Below are 25745 nucleotides of genomic sequence, written 5' to 3'. Positions count from 1 at the left end.
CACGTTAGCGTAGCGGTACGAAGTGCGGGGCGAGGTTTTTACCCTTTTCCCTTCCCCTTTTCCCCACTTCTGCAAGAAGTCTAGCATTTTTGCTCCCCCTGCCTCCCCTGCCTCCCCTGCCTCCCCTGCTTCCCCTGCCTCCCCTGCTTGCCATCTGTATCAATCTTAAGGTGAAACGGTATCACCCCCAGCCCATTGGTGTCAACTTAAGCTCAAACGCTTATCCCACAGGCATTTTACCCCACCCCCAACCCCTCCCCTTGCTAAGGGGAGGGGAGGTTTTGCACCAGCAAAACCGGGGTGGGGTAACGCGGATCTTGATGCTAAGTGAGTAGAACTCGCTCATCACGTTTTCACTAGGGTTTCACGTTAAGTTGACACCAATGCCCCCAGCCCCTCCCCAAAGCATCGGCTATGCATTACCCGCATCTTTCTTAACAATCAAAGAACCAACTGCAAATATTAATCTATCTGGCTCAACGGGTTTAGTCAGATGCATTTGAAAACCTGCACTCAAAGCCACTGTAAGCTCGTCATCTCTAGCATGGGCGGTTACTGCTATGGCGGGAATTTGTCCTCCTAACTCAACACTCAGCGCTCTCACCTGGCGAATCAGTGTATAGCCGTCTTCCTCTGGCATACTGATGTCAGACAAAAGCAAGTCATACCCACCAGGATTTGTCATCAGCCTTGATAATGCTTCCCTTGCAGAAGCAACCGCCGTCACTTCAGCTCCACAAACCTCAAGCAGTGTTGTAAATAACTCGCGTACAGATAGTTCGTCATCCACCACAAGTACGCGCACACCATCGAGCGAACGCATGTTATTATCTGACGCTGCTAACTCTAATGAGCCAACTAGTTCCGTAGCATTTGACGCAGAACTTTCTTCAGGGTTACTTTGCAGCGGTAATTTGACGATAAAGGTTGCCCCTTGTCCCTCACCTGGGCTGTGAGCTTCCACTGTACCGCTGTGGAGATCTACCACATGACGCACAATGGAAAGCCCTAGTCCCAGTCCAGGATTTGTGCGAGTTCTACTGCTATCTGCTTGGCGGAAGCGATCGAACACATAGGGAAGAAAGTCAGCTTTGATACCCTGACCTGTGTCGCTGACTTGGATTTGTGCTTGTTCGTCAAAGTATTGTAGTAAAACTTCAATTCTGCCGCCGCTGGGGGTGAATTTAATAGCGTTAGAAAGTAAATTCCAAATGACTTGTTGTAAGCGAATGGCATCACCTAAAACTTTTCTGGTGGAAGGTTCGAGGCGAGATTCGATTTGAATATTTTTCGATTCTGCTGATAAACGTAATAGATTTAGGGCTGACTCAACCACAATGCCAAATTCAATGAGTTCGAGGTTTAGACGTAGCTTACCTGAGGTGATGCGTGAGATATCTAAGAGATCTTCAATTAGCTTGGCTTGAACCTTGGCGCTGTGTTCGATCGCTTCTAGCCCTTGACTAATAGTATCGCTATCGAGCTGATGCGTTCGCAGCAGTTGTGCCCAGCCGAGTATGGCATTAAGTGGGTTTCGCAGTTCGTGGGAAACTGTAGATAAAAACTCATCCTTGGCGCGATTGGCTCTCTCTGCGGCAGTGCGGGCTAATTGTTCTTGAGCCAATAGATAAGCGCGTTCTATCTCCCAATTTTTGCGTTGCGTGATGTCCTCAATCATCAAGAGAATCATCTGTCGCTCGTCTATTTTAGGCATTTTTCGAGCATTAAACCGGACGGTTTTTTGCACCTTCTCGAAGTTATACTCAACCTCAAGGTCTTGAAACGGGGTGTCATTGGAGAGAATACTTTCTAGGAGCGATCGCAACGATTCGAGATTCCACTCTCCGTTGCCGATTTCAAAGATTAAGCGAGTTTCTGTTTCTGCTGGTAGAACATTGAACATCTCGTAGAAAGCTTGGTTGGCGCTAACCACCTGTAATTCTGTATTCAGTACTACCAAGGATTCCCGGACGGTATCTACAATTGCTTTGCCATAATCGCGAGACTTTTTGAGCTGGAACCCAGTGCGTTTGATGGTGTCAATGTCAACCAGCACGATTACAGCACCATCTATTTTATTGTCTATTGTTCGATAAGGTCGAATTCGCAAATCATAGAAATGACCTTGTTGGTCTTCGACTTCCTGAGCTTTCAAGTTGAGGGTGTTAATCACCTCTAAGACTTGTTCTTGTAAATTTGCGATATTGAGATTGTGGTTAATATCACTCAACGGTCGCCCTACATCGGTGGGAATTAGATTGAAAATTGTCTGCGCTGAGGGTGTAAAACGCCGAATCTGCAAATCGCCTCCTAACATCAGGATGGGAATATTAATACTGCTGAGCAGATTTAATAGATCGTTACTGACTTGAGTTGATTCGATATTCCGCCGTTGCAGTTCGTCGTTAATGATGTTCAGTTCTTCATTAGTTGCCTGAATTTCTTCTTTGGCGGTTTCTAGTTCCTCATTAGTACTTTGCAACTCTTCGTTACTTGAGAGGATTTCTTCGTTGGCAGCTCTGAGGTCTTGATTAGTGGCTTGCTGTTCTTCAATAATCGATTGCAGATGCTCTTTGGTGGTTGCCAACTCTTGTTTGAGTTGGGTTATTTCTTGCTCCTGAACCTTTGAATGCCTAGATCCGATGGCGACTTCACCAGTTGCTTCTGGTGCAGCAGGTGGTGAAGAGGATATATCTTCAAACAGAACTAAAAAGTAGGTTTCTGCTGCTGTGGGAGATTTGAACGGAATTACATCAAACTTAACTTGCCTAACTCCATCGCCTTCTCTAAGTTGTAAACCTTCCCTGGTAACAGACTGTTGCAGCTTTTTTACCTGGTGAATGGCGGTGCGTAACTCTAGGCGCAAATCTGCTTTGGCCATCTTCAGCAAATTAAAGGTTGGTTTTCCGGGTGCAGGTTGTAGATAGGAACTAGTGTGCCCTCTAAATTGCAGAATTTCTAAATCGCTGTTGATAATTACACCGACTGGAGAGTATCGATTCAATACAATCCGATCGGCTTGTTTTTGGATTTCTAAATCGTTTAATCCATCGTCGCTGAGTGTGGGTTGAGAGTGGATATTTTCTGTAGGATAAGGGTTGGCGATCGGCTCGATACTCACTCGAACAGATGCCATCCTCCGCGAATAAATCTTGTACTTTCTGTCTACTAAAGCAAACAACTCTGTAAACTCACCCACTGTTTCTGAAGTCCCTAACATCAAAAAGCCGGTTGGCTTGAGACCATAGTGGAAGATTGGTAAGAGTTTTTTTTGGACTGAGCTTGCCAAATAAATCAACGCATTTCGACAAGTAATCAAATCCATCTGGGAAAAAGGCGGATCGCTTATCAGGTTTTGTCTGGCGAAGACGCACAATTCCCGCACTACCTTACTAATTTGGTAACCGTTTTCTACCTGGACAAAGAAGCGACGTAGACGTTCTGGAGAGATATCTGCTATTTGACTGGGTTTGTAAATGCCATAACGTGCTTTTTCGATCGCTACTTCGTTAACATCTGTAGCAAAAATCTGAATGGGCAGATTGATTCCTTGAGTTGTTAAATATTCCAGTAAGCAAATAGCAATGGAATAAGCTTCTTCACCTGTGGAACATGCCGCTACCCAGATTCGCACGGGCACATTTGGACTTCGATCCTTGGTAATAATCGGAAATATCTTGGTTTTTAAAAGGTCAAAAGCTTCGCTATCCCGGAAAAAGTAGGTGACAGGGATTAGCACATCTTGATACAAAGCATTCACTTCTTCAGGACGAGCCTGGAGATATTTGACATAATCTTCCAGGTTTTCCAGCTTGTGCAAAACCATCCGCCGCAAGATCCGCCGCTTTAAAGTCGTTTGCTTGTATTGACCAAAGTTAACTCCAGAAAGAATTCGCAGCAGACTAAAGATTGTAGAGAGGGCATCTGTGTTGTCCGCCGGCAATACCTCAGTAGGTTCGATTGGGCTAGGACTAGCGATATAGGGATGATGACTAATTTTTATGAGTTCTTCGGCGATCGCTTCTGGGGGTAAGATAAAGTCTACATAACCGGAAGCGATGGCGGTGTTCGGCATACTATTAACTTGTGCTGTGTTTTCACACTGGGCAAAGGTAATGCCGCCAGCCCCTTTGATGACTTCCAATCCCCTTGTGCCATCGCCATCGCCTCCTGATAGTACCACGGCGATCGCTTTACTTCCCCGCTCCTCTGCTAAGGAAATAAAGAAAGCATCCACACTCATAAAATGACCGCGCCTTTTCTCCCGTGGCGACAGTTTCAACACCCCCTCAGAAATAGTCATCTTGGCATTGGGCGGGATCGCGTACACGTGATTTGGTTCCACCACCATGCCATCCTGCACCTCATGTACGGGCATCTGAGTTGTTTGGGAGAGAATTTCGCTCAACAAACTTTTTTTATTCGGGCTTAAATGTTGAATCACCACAAATGCCATACCTGTATCGTTTGGCAAATGGACGAGCAATTGTGTAAACGCCTGTAATCCACCCGCAGACGCCCCCATTGCCACAATCGGAAATAATTCTGTCTGATTTTCTGGTTTTTCTTCGTTATTGCCACCTTTGTCGCTGGTGGAATTAGATTGAGACTTTTTGGAAGACCGCCTAGATGTCATCTTGTATACTAAATAATGATTTGAGGTGGTTTCTCTTCAATTAATTAAAAGGAAATTAAAATTATTTATATATTTATATTTTTACTTGTTTAGACATGAGTTTAACTTAGTAGGGCTAGAATTATACCCATAGTATTAAAGATCTTCTCTTCCAAAAGTAAGATTCGCGTATAGATTATAGTAATCTGCTTTGATTTTTGAAATTATGCCGTCAGCCTTTTCTAGCAAAGGCGAGTTTTTCAAATATCAAATACTCGTTCATCCGGTTCAAAGGTGGATTCATCCCGTTCAAATACTCGTTCATCCAACGTGAGTTCGACGAACCTCTCCCAGCCTTGAACTTTAGTTCAAGGCTGTCCCTCTCCGAATCGGAGCTACGGTGTACACACAAGTCTCTTGACCTGTAACTTTGTTGTATTGCCTTGCACCTTTGTTGCATCGCCTTGCACCTTTGTTGCATCGCCTTGCACCTTTGTTGCATCGCCTTGCACCTTTGTTGCATCGCCTTGCACCTTTGTTGCATCGCCTTGCATCTTTGTTGCATCGCCTTGCACCTTTGTTGCATCGAAAAGCAAAAATTAACCTTCTGTGTCTTACACAATAGCTTTAACAAACTTGTGTGTACGCGGTAGCCGAATTGGAGAGGGAGGGTTTTGCGTAGTAAAACCAGGGAGAGGTTTTTCGATCGATCTGAAATTTAAGCTATCGAACTCACATTAATCCAGTTCAAATACTTATTGACAAATCACAAAGACTTATTAAAAAATTTTAATTTATACAAATTATGTTTAAAAATCATGCTTTCCAGTGCTTCGGATTTCTGCCAGTCTACCGAGAGAAAATATTGGCTAATTATCCACAAAGGAGATTGAATAGCTATGATTAGCTAAGTGGTATGGCAGATACATAAACGCTACTACCATTTAGTTAGCGGTATTTATTAACTGCTGACACTCGCACCCATAAAAATTAGTTAGTCTACTTTTTATTCCCTACTCTCTATTTTGATAAGCATTACCTAAAAGTATTGTCACTAGTAGTTCGCCAAGAAAATTTGGTGGGGGAAAGGGGAAAGGGGAAAGGGGAAAGGTTTTAAATTCCTTACCTTTTACCCCTTCCCCTTTCACCAGACCTCACAAGCAGATTTTTGGCTCGACTAGGTACGGGGTGCAAAAATATAACAAATTCTGCAAGAATCGCGTTTAAGGATAAGGCTATGGCGACCGGACAGTTGACTAGAGACAGCGACAATCTCGATTTAAATCAGCTACTCAGAACGCTGACAGCTGTCAAGCACGGCGACTTCTCGACTCGGATGCCCATAGACCATACTGGTGTAGCTGGGAAAATAGCTGATACGCTCAATGATATAATCGATCAAAATCAGCGGATGGCGACGGAGCTTCAGCGAATTGGTAATGTCGTCGGCAAAGAAGGTAAGATTAGCGATCGCGCTTCTTTAGGAGATGTTCGCGGTTCCTGGTCAGATTGTGTAGATTCTGTCAACACTTTAATTACAGATTTAGTCCAACCCACAGCAGAAACAACCCGCGTCATTCGGGCTGTGGCTAACGGTGACTTATCGCAAACCATCGCCACAGAAATTGAAGGCAGAGCGCTCCAAGGTGAGTTTCTCCAAACTGCCAATATTGTCAACACGATGGTAGACCGGCTCGGTTCCTTTGCCTCGGAAGTTACCAGGGTTGCTAGGGAGGTGGGCACCGAAGGTAAACTCGGCGTGCAAGCCCAAGTGCGCGGCGTGGCTGGCACATGGAAGGATCTCACCGACAATGTGAACTTGATGGCGGGAAATCTTACCGGGCAAGTCCGCAATATTGCGGAAGTTGCCACAGCGATCGCCAACGGCGACCTCTCCAAAAAAATCACCGTCGATGTCAAAGGCGAAATTTTGGAACTCAAAAACACCGTTAACACAATGGTGGATCAATTGAATTCCTTTGCATCGGAAGTAACCAGAGTCGCCCGTGAGGTGGGAACCGAAGGTAAGTTGGGCGTGCAAGCCGAAGTTAAAGGAGTAGCAGGAACTTGGAAGGATCTCACAGACAACGTTAACTTAATGGCGGGTAATTTAACCGCCCAAGTCCGCAACATTGCCGAAGTCACAACAGCGGTAGCTAACGGCGACTTGTCGAAGAAAATTACAGTCAACGTCAAAGGCGAAATTTTGGAGTTGAAAAACACCGTTAACATCATGGTGGATCAACTCAATTCCTTTGCATCGGAAGTTACAAGGGTGGCGCGGGAAGTAGGTGCAGAAGGCAAACTCGGCGGTCAAGCAGAAGTGCGGGGAGTGGCAGGTACCTGGAAGGATCTCACCGATAGCGTGAATTTCATGGCGGGAAGCTTAACGGCACAGGTGCGGAATATTGCCGAAGTGACGACGGCGGTGGCAAATGGCGACCTTTCCAAGAAAATTACTGTGGATGTCAAAGGCGAAATTCTGGAGTTGAAGAACACCATCAATACAATGGTGGATCAATTGAATTCCTTTGCATCGGAAGTCACGCGGGTTGCTAGGGAGGTGGGAACCGAAGGCAAACTCGGCGTACAAGCAGAAGTGCGGGGTGTGGCTGGCACTTGGAAAGACTTAACCGACAACGTTAACTTAATGGCGGGGAACCTCACCGGACAGGTGCGAAATATTGCCGAAGTTGCCACAGCGATCGCCAGCGGTGACCTGTCGAAGAAAATCACCGTTGATGTTAGAGGCGAAATTCTGGAGTTGAAAAACACCATCAATATCATGGTGGATCAACTGAGTTCCTTTGCATCGGAGGTAACACGGGTTGCCCGTGAGGTGGGCAGTGAAGGTAAACTCGGCGTGCAAGCGGATGTGCGCGGTGTGGCTGGCACTTGGAAAGATTTAACCGACAGCGTGAACTTCATGGCAGGCAGTTTAACGGCACAGGTGCGGAACATTGCCGACGTGACCACGGCTGTAGCCAATGGCGACCTATCCAAGAAAATCACCGTTGATGTGAAGGGTGAAATTTTGGAGTTGAAAAACACCATCAATACAATGGTGGATCAACTGAGTTCCTTTGCATCGGAAGTAACGCGGGTGGCGCGGGAAGTGGGAACCGAAGGTAAATTGGGCGTACAAGCAGAAGTGCGGGGAGTTGCGGGGACTTGGAAAGACTTAACCGACAATGTAAACTTAATGGCGGGGAACTTGACCGACCAAGTGCGAAACATTGCGGAAGTTGCCACTGCGATCGCTAACGGCGACCTTTCTAAGAAAATTACTGTAGCTGTCAAAGGTGAAATTCTGGAGTTGAAAAACACCATCAATATAATGGTGGATCAACTCAACTCCTTTGCAAGTGAAGTAACGAGGGTTGCGCGGGAGGTAGGTAGTGAAGGTAAACTCGGCGTTCAAGCAGACGTGCGCGGCGTGGCTGGTACCTGGAAAGACTTAACCGACAGCGTGAACTTCATGGCGGGAAGCTTAACGGCACAGGTACGAAACATTGCCGCCGTGACAACGGCTGTGGCAAATGGCGACCTCTCGAAGAAAATTTCCGTCGATGTCAAAGGTGAAATTTTGGAGTTGAAAAACACCGTCAACACAATGGTGGATCAACTTAATTCCTTTGCCTCGGAAGTAACGCGGGTGGCGCGGGAAGTGGGAACCGAAGGAAAGTTGGGCGTGCAAGCCGAAGTTAAAGGAGTTGCCGGGACTTGGAAGGACTTAACCGACAGTGTAAACTTCATGGCGGGAAGCTTGACGGCCCAGGTGCGGAACATTGCCGAAGTGACAACGGCGGTAGCCAACGGCGACCTTTCTAAGAAAATCACCGTTGATGTCAAAGGTGAAATTCTGGAGTTGAAGATTACCATCAACACAATGGTGGATCAACTTAATTCCTTTGCATCAGAAGTAACGCGGGTTGCCAGAGAAGTGGGAACCGAAGGAAAACTCGGCGTGCAAGCCTACGTTAGAGGAGTTGCCGGCACCTGGAAAGATTTAACCGACAACGTAAACTCAATGGCGGGGAACCTCACCGGACAAGTCCGCAACATCGCCGAAGTTACCAAGGCGGTGGCGAATGGCGACCTCTCCAAGAAAATTACCGTCGATGCCAAAGGCGAAATTTTGGACTTGAAGAATACCACCAATACAATGGTGGATCAACTCAGTTCCTTTGCATCGGAAGTAACGCGGGTAGCGCGGGAAGTGGGCACCGAAGGCAAGTTGGGCGGACAAGCCCAAGTCCAAGGCGTTGCAGGTACCTGGAAAGATTTAACCGACAACGTAAACTCGATGGCGGGGAACTTAACGGCACAGGTGCGGGGTATTGCCAGAGTTGTAACGGCAGTTGCGAACGGCGACTTGAAACGCAAATTAATGCTAGACGCCAAAGGCGAAATCGAAACTTTGGCAGAAACCATCAACGAGATGATTGATACCCTAGCCACCTTCGCCAACCAGGTAACCACCGTGGCGCGGGAAGTGGGAATCGAAGGAAAATTAGGCGGACAAGCAAGAGTACCTGGGGCAGCTGGAACTTGGAAAGACTTGACCGATAACGTGAACGAACTCGCTGCTACACTGACAACCCAGTTGCGAGCGATCGCGGAAGTTGCTACAGCTGTAACTAAAGGCGATCTCACTCGTTCCATCGCCGTGGAAGCATTAGGGGAAGTTGCCATCCTCAAAGACAACATCAACCAGATGATTGCCAACCTGCGGGAAACAACCCAGAAAAACACCGAACAAGACTGGTTGAAAACTAACCTGGCGAAATTTACCCGAATGCTCCAAGGTCAGCGAGATTTGGAAACCGTATCCAAATTAATTCTCTCAGAACTCGCACCCTTAGTAGGAGCGCAACACGGCGTATTTTACTTGATGGACGCCGCCGAAAATAGCTCGTATTTGAAACTAATTAGTAGCTACGCCTATCGGGAACGCAAACATCTAGCTAATCGCTTCTACATGGGCGAAGGTTTGGTGGGACAATGCGCCTTAGAAAAAGAGCGAATTCTGCTGACAGAAGTACCCAACGACTATATCAAAATTGGCTCTGGCTTAGGAGAAGGCACGCCCTTGAATGCCGTAGTCTTGCCCGTTCTGTTTGAAGGACAAGTCACAGCAGTCATTGAATTAGCATCCTTCCGCCGCTTTAGCGAAATCCACTTGACATTCTTCGACCAGCTTACAGAAAGTATAGCGATCGTCTTGAACACCATCGCCGCCTCCATGCGAACTGAAGAATTACTCAAGCAGTCGCAATCATTGGCCGAAGAACTACAAACCCAGCAAAATGAACTCCGGGAAACCAACAAACGCTTAGAACAGCAAGCGCAATCGCTCAAAGCTTCAGAAGATTTACTCAAAGGACAGCAAGAAGAACTCCAACAAACCAACGCCGAATTAGAAGAAAAAGCAGAATTACTGGCTCAACAAAAGAAAGAAGTCGAGCGCAAAAATCGAGAAATCGAACAAGCCAGAACGTCTTTGGAAGAAAAAGCCGAACAACTCGCCCTCTCTTCAAAATATAAGTCAGAGTTTCTTGCTAACATGTCCCACGAATTGCGGACACCGTTGAATAGCTTGTTAATTTTAGCCAAGCTATTAGCAGATAACATTGATGGCAACCTCAATAACAAACAAGTCGAATACAGCCAGACAATTTACTCAGCAGGTACAGATTTATTGGCGTTAATTAACGACATTCTCGACCTTGCCAAAATTGAATCTGGAACCATGTCAATTGAAATGACCCAAATGCCTATAGTAGAGTTGGGCGACCAAATTGAGCGCACCTTCCGGCAAGTAGCCAACAGCAAAGGGCTTGGTTTCACAATCGAATTTGTTCCGGAATTGCCCCTGAGCATTTATACGGATGTCAAACGCTTACAACAGGTGTTGAAAAATCTCCTTTCCAACGCTTTTAAATTTACAGAACAAGGAGAAGTCCGGTTGCGGGTTGCGGTGGCAAAGCAAGGATGGAGTTCTGACCACGAAACCTTAAATCGCGCCCAGCTAGTCATTGCCTTTTCAGTCACCGATACAGGTATTGGCATTGCCCTCGACAAACAAAAAGTCATATTCGAGGCATTCCAGCAAGCCGATGGTTCTACCAGTCGCAAATACGGCGGCACCGGCTTAGGCTTATCAATTAGCCGCGAAATTGCCCGTTTGTTTGGCGGTGAAATCAAATTAGCCAGTCAACCCGGTGAAGGTAGCACCTTTACATTCTATTTACCACAAGGCGGAGGCGTGGAAACAGGAAACGGGCAAATAGACAGAATATTTCAGCGCTTCTCTACTTCAGACCGTCTCCCAGTCCCCAACCCCCAATCCCCAGTCCCCAACCCCCAGTCCCCAGCCTCCACTCCCCACTCCCCACTGATAAATGACGATCGCACTACAATTAGCGCTGGCGATCGCGTATTATTAATCGTCGAAGATGACGTTAATTTTGCCCGTATCCTGCTAGATATGGCGCAACAGCACGGATTTAAGGTAATAACTGCCCAAACTGGCACCACAGGCTTGATGCTAGCCCAGCAATTTCTACCTTCAGCCGTTCTCCTAGACATCAGATTGCCCGAAATGGATGGATGGACTGTATTAGATCGTCTCAAACACGACCCGAATACTCGTCATATTCCCGTACACATCATGACCGTAGAGGAAGGCAGACAGCGCGGTTTGCAATTAGGAGCGATCGCATATCTGCAAAAACCCTTAACTAGTGAGACAATATCGGAAGCGTTGGATAAAATTAAAGGTTTCGTCGAACGCCAAGTAAAAAATCTCCTAGTAGTGGAAGACGACGACACCCAACGCCATAGCATTGTGGAGCTAATTGGCAACAGCGACGTTGCTACCACCGCCGTTGCCACAGGTGCAGCAGCCTTAGAGGCCATCCGCACCCAGCATTTTGATTGTCTCGTCCTCGATTTAGGACTACCAGACATGACTGGGTTTGAACTCATCGAGCAAATCAAGCAGTTACCTAGCGGTAAATCTCTACCAATTATTGTCTACACGGGTAGAGAAATTAGCAAAGCTCAAGAAACCGAACTCAGACGCATTGCAGAGACAATTATTATAAAAGATGTGCGATCGCCCGAACGTCTTTTAGATGAAACAGCCTTATTCTTGCACCGAGTCCAAGCAAATTTGCCAGAACCCAAGCGACAAATCCTCGAACAACTCCATTCCAGAGACTACTTACTTGCTGGCAAAAAAGCCCTAATTGTAGACGACGATATGCGAAATATCTTCGCCCTCACAAGCATGTTAGAGCGCTATCAAATCCAGGTGTTATATGCTGAAAACGGCAGAGAAGGAATTACCTTGTTAGAAACTACACCAGATATTGATGTCGTTTTAATGGACGTAATGATGCCAGAAATGGACGGTTACGAAACAACGCGTTTAATCCGCCAAAACACTCACTTTCAATCCTTGCCAATTATTGCACTCACCGCCAAAGCCATGCAAGGCGATCGCGAAAAGTGCATCGAAGCAGGAGCATCAGACTATATCACAAAACCCGTAGATACCGAACAATTGCTTTCACTCTTGCGTGTTTGGTTGTATCGGTAAAAGGGCATTGGGGAAGGGGGAAAGGGAAAAGGGGAAAGGGGGAAAGGGGAAAGGTTAAATTTATCTCTATTTCCCTTGTCTCTCCCAATGCCCAATGCCCAATGCCCAATGCCCAATGCCCAATGCCCAATGCCCAATGCCCAATGCCCAATGCCCAATGCCCAGACAATGCACTAAACTAGTTACTTATAATGTAGTTTTGTAAAATCCTGTCCCCTACTTTGTTATGGTTACGCCACTTTCAGCGAATAGACCTCTTGCAAAAGTGCTTTTGCACTCTTGTGGGAAAAGGGAAAAGGTTAAAGGGGAAAGGGAAAATACCAAACCTTTCCCCCTTTCCCCTTCCCCTTTTCCCGACTTCTGCAAGAAGTCTAATGTTTACGGGATGGGCACAGCACCAACTGTAGCTCCTGAACGGTCTAATCAAGTTGTCCGTAAGACTTATCCGAATTACAAAGTGATTGTATTAAACGACGATTTTAATACATTCCAACATGTAGCCGAGTGTTTGATGAAATATATTCCAGGAATGAGCGGCGATCGCGCTTGGGATTTAACTAATCAGGTACACTATGAAGGTCAAGCGATCGTCTGGGTTGGCCCCCAAGAACCTGCGGAACTTTATCACCAGCAGCTGCGCCGCGCAGGTTTGACAATGGCACCCCTAGAAGCAGCTTAATCATTATGGGCAAACCCACCGCAGATCCCGACCGGACAGCTTCTCAAAAAACTGCCAGACTAGTCTGGAATCACTCGACACACATTTCTGGTTTGATCCCAATTTTAGAGCGTCTGTGTCAACAGGATGGCATCCAAACTGTGACGCCGGGAGTCATCGGCCGGGTAAAAGGTCATTGCCCAAAAATGCAACTTCGCGTCTCAGTACCAATTCGCGGAGGCTATAAAGTCATCGCACGGCAGGGTAAAACGGTACAAGAGGTCTTTATTTTAACTACTTTGACCCAAGAACAATTAGAAGCGGCATTAGCGATCGCTATGAAATGATAATTTTGTCATTAGTCATTGGTTATTGGTCATTGGTCATTAGTCATTAGACCTCTTGCAAAAGTGCTTTTTGCACTCTTGTGGGAAAAAGGGAAAAGGTTAAAGGGGAAAGGGAAAATACCAAACCTTTCCCCTTTTCCCCTTCCCCTTTTCCCGACTTCTGCAAGAAGTCTATTAGTCATCGGTCATTATAAGTTATCTTCACACTCATGCCCTGTTTGCCCTGTTTGCCCAATGCCCCATGCCCTATGCCCTTATATCCTAATATCTATTCCTCGATACGGCGTACTGCAAATTTGTGTAGCGGCAGACTCACGATGCAAGAAAAAGTTAAGAAATATGAAAGCGCAGTAGTTATTCTTAAACTCATTAGCACAGATTCCCATTCGGGTAAAACTATTTTTTCTATGCCAAAAGCTATACAATAAACCAACCAATAAGAAAAGCTCATTCTAAACAGAATTTGCTCTGTTTCTTGGACATCACTTTTGTGCTGCTTACTGTCCCACAGTAACGCCAGTCCAATGATGCAAGCCACAAAAGAAACAGCAACTACAAATTCGTGACAGAATAGATTTAACGAAGGCATTTGTATTTATCCCCAGCTTTTTCATATTGAAATTCAGTCTAAAGGAATATTCCTTTGAGAAATACAAAATATTCACAAACCTCAATAAAAGCAGGCAGTTGATGTAAACAAATGCAACAAAATATAAATAATCATTTGTCATTTGTTTCTAATAGTCTGTCCCATTAATTTTGATGGGCTTATAGATCCCTGACTTCTTGAAGAAGTCGGGGATCCGATCGCCAGTGATGATAAGCGATCGATGACTATTGACGATCTTGATTTTCACAAGTAATAATACTGAGCCAGTTGCTAGAACTATCTCCCCGATGTTGTTTTTAGACAAAAGAGGAGGGTTATTTGCGATCGAATTAATATCTGCTAAATCAAAAAACTGAATAGGATAATGCTGTTAATGAATTTTGTTCGGGCTGGCGATCGCGCCAAAAAACGAATTTTCCCTTATGCTGCTATTATTGCCAGTATTACCGCAGCATTTGTTGATTGTGTATCTGTGGCGCAAACAACAGGAAATGCTTCGTCGGAGCAACCACCTTTACCACAAGCCTATGTGGATGCGGTGGAGGATGCAAAAATCGCAGAACCTCGTGAAATCTATCGCAACCTAACTCCCATTGTCTGGTATAATTCAGATCTGAAATGGGACAAGAGCCGTGTTTTAGTAGTAGCCTGGACAAGCTTTCGTGGATATGCAGAAAATGTGGGCAACTCGATGCTTTTACCCCGCGATTTGTGGGTTACTGCTGTCCCCGACTTACAAAAATTCTGCAAAGCCTATCGTTCCACAACTCAAACATCTTTAGACTATCGACTCAACCAAGTTTTGGGTTTACCGCCAGATACTGGAACTGCAAACAGATATATTGTTGAACTTTGGGTAGAACCGCGATCGCTATTTCGTCCTAGTAAAGATCCTAACATTACCGACCATGAGGCAGAACTGGAATTTCCTTTACCTAATGCCTTTGAGTCAATCTCAAACAGCTACCAAGATTGGTTTACCCAGCAATTTAAGAGTCGCTACGGTTCATCAAGTAATGCATCAGCTGGCGCTATTAATTACCCGTGGACACAACTAGGATATACTTACGATTGGGGAAGTCATAGCGATTGGCAAAAACTCGACCCCAAGCGATCGCCACACGTCGGTTTAAGCGAATTTGTCATTAGAGAATGGTCGCAAGTAACCGTCCATTCCACTCAAAGTGCTAAAGACTACTGTAAATAACACAAGGGGCTGGGGACTGGGGATGAAGGAGGTAAGAGAGCAGGGGAAGCAGGGGAGATGGGGAGATGGGGAGATGGGGAAGTGTGGGAAGTGTGGGGAGTGTGGAGGGAAAGATTTCTTCCACATCCTCCCACACCTCCCACACTTCCTGCTTGCCCATGCCCCATGCCCCATGCCCAATTTCTAAGAACAATTTTGTCCTAACTGTTCGCAAGCACCGATACTCACCCAGCAACTAGAACCATCTTGCCAATGTTCTTTCTTCCATATAGGTGCATTGTGTTTGAGGGTATCAATGGCATAGCGGCAAGCCTCAAACGCTTCACTGCGATGAGGACAACCCACCGCTACTAAAACGCTGATTTCTCCAACTCTCAAACGTCCGATGCGATGATGAATTGCTACTCGATTCACATCAGACGTAGATGAACGAATATCACTAGCAATTTGATAGAATACTTGCAATGCCATAGGTTCATAAGCTTGATACTCTAGGGCAACCACAGGTTTACCATCAGTTTGATTGCGAACCATTCCACTCATCACAACTACCGCACCGTTAGCTGGATCGTCAGACTTGGTATAAATCTCTTCGAGAGACAATGGTGCAAAGCTAATGGTAAAACTATCTTCAGCTCTTGGTTTAACACGAGAGGTAAGTGTAGTTGTCATAACTGCGTCAACATTATGTGGGCTTTTTCTATTCTCGCTGAACAAAGCGTTACTGGTGTATGTTTAGTTGCACATTTGATTCCCTCTTCTAAAGCTAATCTAACGAGCAAGATTCTCTTTCTATAAGTAAGTAGGTAAGATTAATCTAATCTATGTAAATAAATATATAGCATTTGAAGCATAATTTAGAACATAAGCCGACCGTAAAACCCAGACATCAAAAGACTTCCAAACATATTGCCTGTTGCCTGCTATATATAACTTAGTAGCGCAAGTAGGCAATTTAGTGGATCAAAAATAGCGTAATCTTTTGATTTTTCTGTGCCCTCTGCGGTTTAGGTGAATTCCATTAATGAATTTACCCTAGCCGTTGGTTTCGACTCCCTTCTCTACGAGAGTCTGCGCCAACGACTCCGCTCACGGCAAGTCGCGCAACCAACTTCATAGTCGGGAGTGGAGCAAAGTCAAAACTCGTCAGCGTTGGTATTTTCTTCGCTAGAAATCATTTTAATAATGCATTATTTTAGACGTTGCTCAATTTTGGTATGAATCCAGATGTAGAGACGTTGCAATTGCAACGTCTCTACAGATTGTGATATCATCCACATTAATAATTACTATAATCAGTGCCATCTATGCGATCGCACTCATATCTGCCTTTAATTTCTTGATTGAAAAAGCTGCCAATTGAGTCTGAATCATGTAAATCTTCCCAAGTATCCTCGTCTACGCCTAAGTATTGATAAACAGCGCCATTTTGAAACTCAACTTGTAAAATCTGTTCGCCAGGATTGTAACCCACAGCTGCCGCCATTGATGAGCTAACTGGTAACATAGCAATTGGTTCTTCTTCAAAGGGTAGTGCAGTAGTTTCAGCGATGGCTTCGTTAAGTTCTTGCAATCCTTCATAAGCTTGTATCGGTGCGGGAATTTCCAAAAACTCTAGCTCGTTACCCCGATCGAGTAACAACTGCAAATATCCGTCAGAGTGAGCGATCGCTACTAAACTGCTCAAGTCTACCTTAGATAGCCTCATTAATTTTGCTCTCCTGTTGGCCTAGTCGCAAGTGTTAAAGTTTTATACAACACTGAATTCTGTATATAGTACAAATATACTATATAAATACTTAGCCGTCAACTTTTTTCACCAAAGTTCTCTTGGTATCATCTACTAGTTTCTGCCCAGTCGGGAATTTTTATCATTTCAACACCAGAGTTATCAAGGAGTCAAAGCCAAGTGAATCCCAGTGAAAAACCATCTTTAGAAATCGAGGCTTCTCGTCAGTTCACCGCTTGGCTGTATGAGCAAAACCTGAGTTTATCCTTCACTACCTATCAAGCAGGAAAATTATTTTTCATTGGCTTGCAACCAAACGGCAGATTATCTGTATTTGAACGCACCTTTGAACGGTGTATGGGATTGTATGCCAATGACACCAGCCTCTACATGAGTTCCCTGTATCAGCTGTGGCGATTTGAAAACATCATCCAACCCGGACAAAACCACCAAGACTACGATGCTGTTTATTTGCCGCAGATGAGTTATGTCACGGGAGATTTGGATATTCACGATGTTGCTTTGAGTCAAATAGAAGAAAAAGTTCAGAATCCACAAAAGCTAGTATTTGTCAATACATTATTTAGTTGTTTGGCAACAGTTAGTGAAACCCACAGTTTCGTTCCTCTATGGCAACCAAGCTTTATCAGCAAGCTAGCAGCCGAAGATAGGTGTCACCTGAATGGCTTGGCAATGCAGGCAGGAAAACCCAAATACGTCACTGCTGTCAGCCAGTCGGATGTGTCAGAAGGCTGGCGGGAGCATCGGCGAAATGGAGGTTGCGTAATTGATGTCGAGAGTAATGAAATCATATTGCGCGACCTATCCATGCCCCACTCACCGCGCTGGTATCAGAACAAACTCTGGCTGCTCAACTCTGGTACGGGAGAGTTTGGGTTTGCAGACATAGAACGGGGAGTGTTTGAACCAGTCACCTTTTGCCCAGGATATCTGCGCGGTTGTACTTTTTATGGCAACTTTGCTGTGGTGGGAATTTCCCAACCCAGACATAACAAAACCTTCAGTGGCTTGCTTTTAGACGAGAAATTGCAACAGAAAAATGTCGAACCTCGCTGTGGGTTACTGGTAATTGACCTGAGGAGCGGCGATCTCGTTCATTCTTTACGCTTACAAGGGGTGGTATCGGAATTATACGACGTGGTAGCCTTACCAGGGGTGCGTCGTCCAATGGCGATCGGGTTTCGCAGCGACGAAATTCGCCGAATGGTGACGGTGGGATGAGAACAATTCAAAATTAACAGGAACTAACAACAATGGCTAATGCAGTTTTGAATCTATCTGACCGAAGAAGCAGGGGGAAAGGGGGCAGGGAGCAGGGGGAGCAAGTCCTTTCAAGAACTGCGACAAGCGTTGTGGAAGATAGGGAGGGTGCCTCGCCCTTCTAGGGCGTTGCTCTTGGCGAGTACAAGCTCTGTTTCAGTTTTACCCCTTGCTAGAAAGCTTCCTGCTCCCCCCCTCTTTGGTGGTAATGGCATGTTCATAGAAAGTAAAACCCCAGGATTGAGAATTCATTCCTGGGGCTGTTATACCTGACCACCTTTACCTTTTTAATGTAAAAATCTTGTGATTACTGAAGTTTGAAAAGACATATCTATCTGTGTTTTGTCCAAAAACAATTGCATTTAAATAGCTATTTTGTGTTATTATTATCGGCTGCAAGCAGAATTTAAAAAAATTTATATTCGGATATAATTTCATTCCAAAATAACATTTTTACCTATTTCAGGTAAAAGATATAATTAAAGTAATTATGTCTATTATTTTAAACTCAAGCACTTGCATTTTAGGAAATAATCATTAAAAATAAAAATATCATGATTCATACATGATTGTAGCCGAAAAAAGTGACAGAAGCCCTTACTAAAGTCCGCGATCGCGGACTTTTTTCTGTATTGTTAAGAAAGCAGGAGGTAGTTCGCGTAAGCGTTGCCGCAGGCTAGGCAGAAGGGAAAAGCCAGTTTTTACCAGATTTTGAAACTTTTGTTTTTTACATTTAATTATGTCTATCTACTTAAAAGCTTGTTTATCAATAATTCATGCTATGAATTGTAGCTATAAGTTTTCTACCTAACTTTTAATAACTACTTTTAAAATCAGTATTTATGGAAATATTTTCAGTGAAAAAACTTCTAAAGCTATAAATAAAAACATAACTATAAGAATTGCGTCCAAATATCTCACATTAGATGGTTTTATGAAAATGCAGTTTGATTTTCTCAAAGAAAGTTGAAGGCGATCGCCAAAAAGATATGCTAAGTGAAAACTGTTTAAAAAGTATTTAAAAATACTTAAATTTTTGATGTTACTTAGTCGCATACTTTTTTAAACAAACACTACTTCTCTCCACACAGACGCAGTAGAAAAGTGAATTTCCCGTTAGCGTTTCCACAAGCCACATACTTGCTTCATTTTGCGGCTGAAAAAATATTATTTATGCATATTTCAATACAGCTCAGATAAACCTGTTTTTTCTCACTCCTGTTTCCTGTTCCCTTGCTTCCACCGAAAAACTTTCTTACATGAACCGTATTAATGCATATTTAAATAAATATAAAGTTATGTTAAACTGAGTGGCGAGTCAGTAGCTGGTGGAAACACACATCTGGCAAAAGGCTGATTTGTCAAACATTCCCACAGAACTTACAAAATGATTCTATCGATTCGTCCCGATCTAAATTCTGCCGATCAGAGACTGTCATCTTTAGTGACTGAAGAACAGCAGACTGTCACAGAAACCGAAATGATGCAGGCTGTACGTACTTTATTGATTGGATTAGGAGAAGATCCAGACCGCGAAGGACTAAAAGATACTCCAAAAAGGCTGGTGAAAGCGTTGCAGTTTCTCACAAAAGGATATCATGAGTCTTTGGATGACCTGCTAAATGGAGCAGTCTTTACAGAAGATGCCCATGAAATGGTTTTAGTTCGGGACATCGATATTTTCAGCTCCTGCGAACATCATATCTTGCCGATTATTGGCCGTGCTCATGTTGCTTACATTCCCAATGGTAAAGTTATAGGGTTATCAAAGATTGCCCGTATTTGCGAGATGTATGCACGACGTTTACAAGTACAAGAACGTCTGACGGTGCAAATTGCTGATGCATTGCAAGGGTTACTCAAACCCCAAGGAGTTGCAGTGGTAATAGAAGCAACCCATATGTGTATGGTAATGCGTGGCGTGCAAAAACCCGGTTCTTGGACTGTTACTAGTGCAATGCGTGGTGTTTTTGCCGATGATGCCCGGACTCGTCAGGAATTTATGAATCTGATACGCCACAATTCTAATTTTCGTTAGATATGGTAGGGAATAGGCAATAGGCAACAGGCAAAGAAAGTTTCTTGCTGTCGGGTTTTGCGATCGCTTTATGTCCCGACCTAGCTGGCAACTGCTATACTTTCTTCTCAGAGTATACTCTTTGTCCTCACAATTGCGAATTGTTCTTTCAAGCCTATTGCCGATTGCCTGCCATAGTAATCATTCGGGTCTCAAATCGTTGGACAATTCCACAATACCCCTAGTTCCATCAATCCGTACCCGTTGACCATCTTGCAATAACCATGTTGCACCGCGAACATCCATAACTGCGGGAATGCCGTATTCGCGTGCAACGATCGCACCATGAGAAAGCCGTCCGCCAGCTTCGGCAATCAATCCTCCAGCCCTTAATAATAATGGCGCCCAGCCGGAATCTGTGTAAGGTACTACTAATATTGTGTCGCGATCGATGTTCGGTACATCTTGTAAATTCCGCAACACCCTTACTCTGCCTTCGGTTTGTCCGTGACTAGCTCCAATGCCTTGTAAAATTTGGTCAGAATAGAGAGCAGAAGGCGCTAAGGGATGAGGCGGCGTATTGCCGTAGACTACAAAGGGTACTTGAGTAATCTCGCTATCTTGGACAAATTGCGATCGCCTAAATTCCACTAACTCAACCAAGTTTTCAGCTAATGTGGAATCTTCAAGAGCTACTAAACGCCGCACTTCATCAAAGTGCAGAAAAAAGATATCGCCTGTTTTATTGAGTAAACCAGACTTTAACCAAATCTTTTCTAAAGCAACGAAACACCAACGCAATTCAGCCAAAAGCCTTGAATAAACTTCGGTGACTCGTCCTTTGATATCCACGCGCCGCTGGACAAACCCACGTTTGCGGGGACTGAAAAAGATGTTATTGTTCTTGTCTTTAGCGCCTGCTTGTAGTTCGTTCCCCTGGATTAACTGCACAAACATCTGCTTGATGAATTGCGGATTCTCCCGCCAAGTAGGAACGGAAATATCTGTTCCGACTTCGCTTAAATAGCCATAATCTTGAAGCAATTCGTCAAATTCTTGCAGGATTTTCTTTCCTTCGGGGGTTTGCTTTAACTCTTCAAACACCTGTTGTGGTTCGCAGTGAGGTAATATCTCTTTGGCATCTGCGGCTATTGCAGATAGCGATCGCAATGCTGCTACCTCTGGGGTGACGCTGCGATCGATTTGCTTATCCTTCACCCGAAAAATCGCCTGTCTGAGGGCAGCACTCAAGGGAGCTAAAATGCTGTAATACGTTCCTTGACGCAGCAATTCTAAAATCAAGTCAATTCTTGCCAACAGCTGTGGCGCTTCCAAGTTAGTTATATCTTCCTGCGCCAACTGCGACAACCCAGGAATAAAGTGTTTGTAATAATCCTCTTTAAAGTCCTTTTCTAAACTTAACTCTCGCTTGAGTAACCTCCCTAGTCCTGGTAAATTCTCCCAAGTGGACTTCCAAGACGGCTTACTGAGTTTCGCTCCCCTGGTTAAAAACTCTAGGCTTTCCGGCGGCAATCCCATGCGGATAAAAATATCTCCTAAGAGGGATGCGTTAAAGTAAGCTCTCGAATAATGCAGAGTTGCCGTTTCACTGAAATCTAAGCCGTCAGCACGTTCGCCCAAAACTAAAGTAAAAATTTCCCCCCAAACTCCACAAGTTAAGGGACGATTAATCGACCATGTTAAGGGGTGAATGACTCCCGGAATTACTTCAGCGGCTATTTTCCGCGTCCAGATGGGTAGCAAAGTGGTGATTGGGCGAGATTGCAATACCCAAAGCGTTTGACCGTCGTAACTCCATTCGATATCTTGAGGAACGGCGTTGTAACGTTTTTCCAGTCGGTAAGCTAAGTATGCAACTTGCTTGATTAATGCTTGTGGGACTCGTCCCTCACCCTCCAATTGTACGGAGGAAGAATTTTCTGCCTCAAAAATAAAAGCGCGATATTGTTCTGGTGTGACTTTTCCAGAAACGACTTGTGTCGGACTGCCTGGGAGGGCTTCAATAATAATTGCGTCACCTTGCTGGGTAATGGGATCGCGGCTGAAAGCAACGCCAGAAAAGACACTTTGGACTTGTTGTTGAATCAGCACTGCCATTGCTGTTTCTTTTAAACCGCGATCGCGCCGATATTGTACAGCAGAAGGATGATTGTAGGAAGCTTGCACTTCGGCGATCGCTTCTTGTAATGCTTGGGGACTGGTAACATTTAAAATTGTTTTATACTGCCCAGCCGCAGAAGCGTGTTCTGAATCTTCACCAATAGCAGAGGAACGCACCACCAAGGGAGATAATTCTGATGGTTGGAGAAATTCCGTTAACAGTTGCGGATCTTCATCAATCGGGGCAAGTACCCATCCCTTTGGAACTGAGTAACCCCAGCGCTTAATTTGAGATAATTTAGCTGCCTTTTCGCCAACGATAGCAGCATCTAACTCTTCATCTAAAGAAACCATTACTCGCTCGCCGCGTAAAAATTCCAACATCGCTTGCGATTCTGTCTGTGCTTCTTCGGCTGACAGATTCATATCGTCAGGAATTTTTGTATAAATCCAGGCCATTAGGCCAGCTAAAGCAACAGCCGCAAGGATTTTGGGGATATCGCTCAGGTGCAAAAGCGTTACAAACAAAGGAAACAGTAGCAAAACCCCAAATTTCACTACCTGTCTGGAGTGCATAAGCGAAAAGCTAATGGCTGCAAAGAAAAATACAAATATTGCCACCAGTGGGTCGTGTACGACAAATCCCCAGACAACATTTGTCGTACCTGCCCCTCTGCCTATCCAGTATCTACCGATTACCAGAGCAATGAGAGCGACTATTTCCCAAAATGAGCCATCTGGGAAGAAAGCGCGGCACAGTAAGACCGCCGCAATACCCTTTAAAGCTTCTGACAAAACTGCCAGAATTCCGACAAATGTACCTCCGTGATAGAAAGCAGCTGATACGCTGATGTTTCCTGTGCCAACTTGTGATAATTGCTTACCCTTGAGGGCGTAAGTAATCCATCCAATCAGCGGCAATCCGCCCAAGAGAGGGCAGACAATTAAAATAACCAAGACAGCCCAAAGTTCAAACATTCTGGATTTTGGATTTTAGATTAAATTTGCCATCTAAAATCTCAAATCTCAACTCTAAAATTTTTATGAAATTTTTGATGGTTATAAAGGCACTTTAAACAAAAGGAATTCATGAGTCAGAATTGGTGAATTCAGGAGGCAGAATTCACAAGTCAGGAGAATATTTGATGAATGAATATACCAATCATACCTAGACTCCCTATAAAGACAGGATATCTTAAGCTAAACTACACAAACTAGCTTTCAAGCAGCCATCATGCCTGTTTTACTTTACTTATGAATTCTGAATTCACCAATTCTGTATTCTTCCTAAAGGACACTTGGCGAAGACGGAGATCGTTTTTGCCAGTGTCCCTTTAGGCTAAAAATGGTTTTAGTTTAGGGCATAGGCGGCTTGGAGCGCCCAAACGATCAGAGCAGCGATCGACCCCAGAAGCAGCACGGTAGAGATGGTGACTACTTTTGGGGAATCTGCCCCCTCAAACTTCATAATTCCTCGATTTAAGTCGGACACAGTTTTGTAATCCTCCTCTGTTACAGCGTGAAAGATTTGTCCGTTTTGATTGTAGTCGTTATATTGGCGGATAACATTAAATTCCCAATATTATTTTGTTTAAGCTTGGCAACTTTTCCATCGCCACAATTACTTACTTCTTTAGGAAGATGGGTATGGGGCATGGGGCATGGGGTATAGGAATGGGGAAAGGGAAAGGGGTATGGTTCGACAAGCTCACCAACCGGGGAAAAGGGAAAGATTAAATGTATTGCTTTTCCCTTTAACCTTTTCCCCTGCCTCCGCGGGTATGGGGCATAAGGGATTAGTTTTTCACTAATGACAAATGACAAATAACAAAGGACAAATGACTAATGACTAATGACTAAGGACAAATGACTAATGATGAAAATATTGGTGTTGGTAATTTTGGCAGTGGTTGTGGGATTGGTTTTGGTGTTGGAGATAGGATTGCGATCGCTTTTTGGCTTTGGCAATCCCTTGATTTATGTTGCTGATGAGCAAATAGGTTATTTATTGGCTCCTAACCAGCGTACCCGTCGTTTTGGCAATCGCATTGAAATTAATCAGTATTCTATGCGAGGTAGTGCGATCGCCAAGATACCTGCACCTTCGACGCTGCGAGTCTTACTTTTAGGGGATTCTATTGCTAACGGCGGTTGGTGGACGGAGCAAGATAATACAATATCTAGTTTGATGATGCGTTCCCTGGCATCAGCTACTAACAGTAATTATCAGCAAGTAGAAGTGCTAAATGCTTCAGCTAACTCTTGGGGGCCAAGAAATGAATTAGCTTATTTACATAAGTTTAGCAATTTTAATGCTCAGGTAATAGTATTACTAATTAATACCGATGATTTGTTTGCTACTGCTCCGACTTCTTTACCAGTGGGACGCGATCGCAACTATCCAGATAGTAAACCATCCTTGGGATTAGTGGAAGTTTGGCAGCGTTATCTCACTAAGCAAAAGCCAATTCCAGAAATGAAAGCAGTTCATAATGAAGCAGGCGATCGCGTTGGGCTTAATCTGGAGGCAATTGGTAAAATTCAAGAGTTAACTCGCCAAACTCAGAGCGAATTTTTGCTTGTCATGACTCCCTTGCTACGAGAAATTGGCGAACCTGGTTCCCGCGATTATGAAATTAAAGCACGCGATCGCTTGAACGATTTTACTAAAGCCCAGCAAATTAAATATATCGATTTTTTACCAATATTTAATTCTAACCCCGATCCGAAAAGTTTGTTTCACGACCACATTCACCTTAACTTGCAAGGCAATCAATTTGTCAGTGAAATTATAGAGCGATCGCTTTTAGAAATCTTAAATCAGTCCCCTTCGCAAATTCTTTAGCATTATTTCTCACAGTCTCCTAAATCCTAAATTCAGAATTCAGAATTCTGAATTCTGTTTTATCATTTTTCTCGAATCCAAAGTGCTAGCCCTCCGCTACGCCCACGAGCTGCAATGAAATCTTCTGTAACTATAAAGAAGGCAAAGAAGGGTAATTTAGCTATGGGCTGGCTATAAAAATCTTCGGACTTGACTTTGCCAGAGCGAATCTTTTTGTTATAAACAATACGACCAAATAGACTGATGAGCATATTATTAAAATCAAATGCCAACAAATTTTTCTTACCCGTGTATTGTATTGGCCCAGTAAGCTTTAACAATAGAGGAAATAATTCCACCTGATTACCAATTTCACCTTTGCCTAAACCCTGTTCTATATTTGCACTAAAGGAAATATGAATTCCGACAAATTTGGGCACATACAGACCCTTACCTAATACAATTCCTCCTCGTTCTCTAACTTTTTTTGTACCAGTGGCAAAGCAAAGCCGCCATTTTCCTATAAGAGACTCAAACCCATAGTTCAGCCGTTGTTGCTTGGCAGTTTTTTCTGCTTCTAATAACGCATTTACTAATATTTCAGCACTAGGACGTGTAGCTTTTTCTCCTCGATATGCAGCCGCAGCCTGAGATAGGACGGTTACAACATCAGATTTCAATTCAGCCATCATGGATAAGCCTCATATCAATTTAAAATTCACGCATTAAG

General features: G+C 44.2%; 16 protein-coding genes. 7 read left to right on the top strand and 9 right to left on the bottom strand.

Annotated elements, in window-relative coordinates; all coding sequences use genetic code 11:
* Positions 1-412 precede the first annotated feature (412 nt).
* Together NSTC745_RS24070 and NSTC745_RS24065 are read right to left on the bottom strand one after the other, a co-directional pair.
* Positions 413-4636, bottom strand: coding sequence for a chemotaxis protein CheB (locus tag NSTC745_RS24070; protein ID WP_445633210.1), 4224 nt, complete (start codon positions 4634-4636; stop codon positions 413-415).
* A 374-nt stretch (positions 4637-5010) separates the two neighbouring features.
* On the bottom strand, positions 5011-5211 hold the full coding sequence (locus NSTC745_RS24065; RefSeq protein WP_445633209.1) for a hypothetical protein: 201 nt from the start codon (positions 5209-5211) through the stop codon (positions 5011-5013).
* A 641-nt stretch (positions 5212-5852) separates the two neighbouring features.
* Between NSTC745_RS24065 and NSTC745_RS24060 the strand changes: the two genes are divergently transcribed.
* The 3 genes from NSTC745_RS24060 to NSTC745_RS24050 all read left to right on the top strand — a co-directional run bounded on the left by NSTC745_RS24060 (position 5853) and on the right by NSTC745_RS24050 (position 13226).
* Positions 5853-12221 (top strand): HAMP domain-containing protein, encoded by a 6369-nt coding sequence (locus tag NSTC745_RS24060; RefSeq protein WP_445633208.1) that lies wholly within the window; start codon positions 5853-5855, stop codon positions 12219-12221.
* Between the two features lie 385 nt (positions 12222-12606).
* The gene (gene clpS / locus NSTC745_RS24055; protein ID WP_445633207.1) at positions 12607-12900 is read left to right on the top strand and encodes an ATP-dependent Clp protease adapter ClpS; all 294 of its coding nucleotides are present in this window, start codon (positions 12607-12609) and stop codon (positions 12898-12900) included.
* Between the two features lie 5 nt (positions 12901-12905).
* Positions 12906-13226 carry a DUF2103 domain-containing protein gene (locus NSTC745_RS24050; protein ID WP_445633206.1) on the top strand — a complete coding sequence of 107 codons (321 nt, stop codon included), beginning with the start codon at positions 12906-12908 and terminating at the stop codon, positions 13224-13226.
* A 268-nt stretch (positions 13227-13494) separates the two neighbouring features.
* On the opposite strand, the gene NSTC745_RS24045 is transcribed toward NSTC745_RS24050, so the two are convergent.
* Positions 13495-13815, bottom strand: a complete 321-nt coding sequence (locus NSTC745_RS24045; protein WP_445633205.1) for a hypothetical protein — start codon at positions 13813-13815, stop codon at positions 13495-13497.
* A gap of 394 nt (positions 13816-14209) precedes the next feature.
* Between NSTC745_RS24045 and NSTC745_RS24040 the strand changes: the two genes are divergently transcribed.
* Entirely contained in the window at positions 14210-15043 is an 834-nt protein-coding gene (locus tag NSTC745_RS24040) for a hypothetical protein (protein WP_445633204.1), read from the top strand.
* Here the strand turns inward: NSTC745_RS24040 and NSTC745_RS24035 are convergent.
* From NSTC745_RS24035 to NSTC745_RS24025, 3 genes are all read right to left on the bottom strand, one after another.
* A complete protein-coding gene (locus NSTC745_RS24035) occupies positions 15031-15210 on the bottom strand; it encodes a hypothetical protein (RefSeq protein WP_445633203.1) in 180 nt (59 codons plus the stop codon). The two genes, NSTC745_RS24040 and NSTC745_RS24035, sit on opposite strands and share 13 nt — an antisense overlap.
* A gap of 16 nt (positions 15211-15226) precedes the next feature.
* A complete protein-coding gene (locus NSTC745_RS24030) occupies positions 15227-15715 on the bottom strand; it encodes a molybdenum cofactor biosynthesis protein MoaE (protein WP_096542260.1) in 489 nt (162 codons plus the stop codon).
* Positions 15716-16322: 607 nt separating this feature from the next.
* Positions 16323-16751: a KTSC domain-containing protein gene (locus NSTC745_RS24025; RefSeq protein WP_445633202.1), complete on the bottom strand. Its 429-nt coding sequence runs from the start codon at positions 16749-16751 to the stop codon at positions 16323-16325.
* A gap of 201 nt (positions 16752-16952) precedes the next feature.
* Between NSTC745_RS24025 and NSTC745_RS24020 the strand changes: the two genes are divergently transcribed.
* Positions 16953-18014 (top strand): TIGR03032 family protein, encoded by a 1062-nt coding sequence (locus tag NSTC745_RS24020; RefSeq protein WP_445633201.1) that lies wholly within the window; start codon positions 16953-16955, stop codon positions 18012-18014.
* Positions 18015-19440: 1426 nt separating this feature from the next.
* The gene (gene folE / locus NSTC745_RS24015; RefSeq protein ID WP_096542252.1) at positions 19441-20091 is read left to right on the top strand and encodes a GTP cyclohydrolase I FolE; all 651 of its coding nucleotides are present in this window, start codon (positions 19441-19443) and stop codon (positions 20089-20091) included.
* 180 nt (positions 20092-20271) lie between these two features.
* Here folE and NSTC745_RS24010 read toward each other — a convergent pair whose 3' ends face one another.
* Together NSTC745_RS24010 and NSTC745_RS24005 are read right to left on the bottom strand one after the other, a co-directional pair.
* The gene (locus NSTC745_RS24010) at positions 20272-23169 is read right to left on the bottom strand and encodes a glycerol-3-phosphate acyltransferase (RefSeq protein WP_445633200.1); all 2898 of its coding nucleotides are present in this window, start codon (positions 23167-23169) and stop codon (positions 20272-20274) included.
* Positions 23170-23542: 373 nt separating this feature from the next.
* Positions 23543-23683 carry a hypothetical protein gene (locus NSTC745_RS24005; RefSeq protein ID WP_445633199.1) on the bottom strand — a complete coding sequence of 47 codons (141 nt, stop codon included), beginning with the start codon at positions 23681-23683 and terminating at the stop codon, positions 23543-23545.
* Positions 23684-24067: 384 nt separating this feature from the next.
* On the opposite strand from NSTC745_RS24005, the gene NSTC745_RS24000 reads away from it, so the two are divergent.
* On the top strand, positions 24068-25036 hold the full coding sequence (locus NSTC745_RS24000) for an SGNH/GDSL hydrolase family protein (RefSeq protein ID WP_445638674.1): 969 nt from the start codon (positions 24068-24070) through the stop codon (positions 25034-25036).
* Positions 25037-25098: 62 nt separating this feature from the next.
* Here NSTC745_RS24000 and NSTC745_RS23995 read toward each other — a convergent pair whose 3' ends face one another.
* Positions 25099-25707 carry a hypothetical protein gene (locus NSTC745_RS23995; protein ID WP_445633198.1) on the bottom strand — a complete coding sequence of 203 codons (609 nt, stop codon included), beginning with the start codon at positions 25705-25707 and terminating at the stop codon, positions 25099-25101.
* Positions 25708-25745: the final 38 nt, after the last annotated feature.

The sequence above is a fragment of the Nostoc sp. DSM 114161 genome (assembly GCF_052692665.1).
This window is presented reverse-complemented; position numbering and strand designations above follow the sequence as displayed.